Raw genomic sequence first — 1,967 nt, 5'->3', positions numbered from 1 at the left:
GCCCCCGTACCGACGGGGGCGGGGCCGTTCGCGTCGGGGCCGCCGGCGGCCGCGGCCCGCCCGGCCGCCGTGCGCCCCGAAGGGCGTTCGGGGCGGCACCGGCCTTACGGCACAATGGAACGCTGCAAGCCGATTACTCGACGACGACGCCGGAGCGATCTCACGTGGCGGAATACATCTACACCATGCGCAAGGTGCGCAAGGCACACGGCGACAAGGTCATCCTTGACGACGTGACGCTCTCCTTCCTCCCCGGGGCGAAGATCGGCGTCGTCGGCCCCAACGGCGCCGGCAAGTCCACCGTCCTGCGCATGATGGCCGGCCTCGACCAGCCCTCCAACGGCGACGCCTTCCTCTCGCCGGGCTTCACCGTCGGCATGCTCCAGCAGGAGCCGCCGCTGGACGAGACGAAGACCGTGCTGGAGAACGTCCAGGACGGCGTCAAGGAGACCAAGGGCAAGCTCGACCGGTTCAACGAGATCGCCGAGCTGATGGCGACCGACTACTCGGACGCGCTGCTCGAGGAGATGGGCAAGCTCCAGGAGGACCTGGACCACGCCAACGCCTGGGACCTCGACGCCCAGCTGGAGCAGGCCATGGACGCCCTGGGCTGCCCGCCCGGCGACTGGCCGGTCACCAAGCTGTCCGGTGGCGAGAAGCGCCGCGTGGCGCTCTGCAAGCTGCTGCTGGAGCAGCCCGACCTGCTGCTGCTCGACGAGCCCACCAACCACCTGGACGCCGAGTCGGTGAACTGGCTGGAGCAGCACCTGGAGAAGTACCCCGGCACCGTCGTCGCCGTCACCCACGACCGGTACTTCCTGGACAACGTCGCCGAGTGGATCCTCGAACTCGACCGCGGCCGCGCCTACCCGTACGAGGGCAACTACTCCACCTACCTGGAGACCAAGCAGACCCGTCTCAAGGTCGAGGGCCAGAAGGACGCCAAGCGCGCCAAGCGGCTCAAGGAAGAGCTGGAGTGGGTCCGCTCCAACGCCAAGGGCCGCCAGGCCAAGTCCAAGGCCCGCCTCGCCCGCTACGAGGAGATGGCGGCCGAGGCCGACAAGATGCGGAAGCTGGACTTCGAGGAGATCCAGATCCCGCCGGGCCCGCGCCTGGGCAACGTCGTCATCGAGGTCGAGCACCTCAACAAGGCCTTCGGCGAGAAGGTCCTGATCGACGACCTGAGCTTCACCCTGCCGCGCAACGGCATCGTCGGCATCATCGGCCCGAACGGCGCCGGCAAGACCACCCTGTTCAAGATGCTCCAGGACCTGGAGACCCCGGACAGCGGCTCGGTCAAGGTCGGCGAGACCGTCAAGATCAGCTACGTCGACCAGACCCGCTCCAACATCGACCCGAAGAAGACCCTCTGGGAGGTCGTCTCCGACGGGCTGGACTGGATCAACGTCGGCCAGGTCGAGATGCCGTCCCGCGCCTACGTGTCCGCGTTCGGCTTCAAGGGCCCGGACCAGCAGAAGCCGGCCGGCGTGCTGTCCGGCGGTGAGCGCAACCGCCTCAACCTGGCGCTCACCCTCAAGCAGGGCGGCAACCTGCTGCTCCTCGACGAGCCGACCAACGACCTCGACGTCGAGACGCTGTCCTCGCTGGAGAACGCGCTGCTGGAGTTCCCCGGCTGCGCCGTGGTCATCTCCCACGACCGCTGGTTCCTGGACCGAGTGGCCACCCACATCCTCGCCTACGAGGGCGACAGCAAGTGGTTCTGGTTCGAGGGCAACTTCGAGTCCTACGAGAAGAACAAGATCGAGCGCCTGGGCGCCGATGCGGCCCGCCCGCACCGCGCGACCTACAAGAAGCTGACCCGCGGCTGACCCGCGGTCGCACGGACGGCCCGGCAGCCCACCCTCGGGCGGACAGCCCGGCCGCCGGCCCGTGGGGTCCGGCGGGTGCCCCAGTTCCAGTGGAGTACACCCTGGCCCGTCACATAAACGCCGGCCCCCAGCGGGGGT

At 68.8% G+C, this 1,967-nt stretch carries 1 protein-coding gene; it reads left to right on the top strand.

Going from position 1 to position 1,967, the window contains the following annotated elements; translation table 11 throughout:
* Positions 1 to 164 precede the first annotated feature (164 nt).
* Positions 165 to 1,829, top strand: a complete 1,665-nt coding sequence (gene ettA, locus ACFV1L_RS36315; protein WP_380374562.1) for an energy-dependent translational throttle protein EttA — start codon at positions 165 to 167, stop codon at positions 1,827 to 1,829.
* Positions 1,830 to 1,967: the final 138 nt, after the last annotated feature.

The sequence above is a fragment of the Kitasatospora sp. NPDC059646 genome (assembly GCF_042734615.1).
GTDB lineage: Bacteria > Actinomycetota > Actinomycetes > Streptomycetales > Streptomycetaceae > Kitasatospora.
Note: the sequence above shows the minus strand (reverse complement) of the source record. Positions and strands in the feature narration are given on the sequence as shown.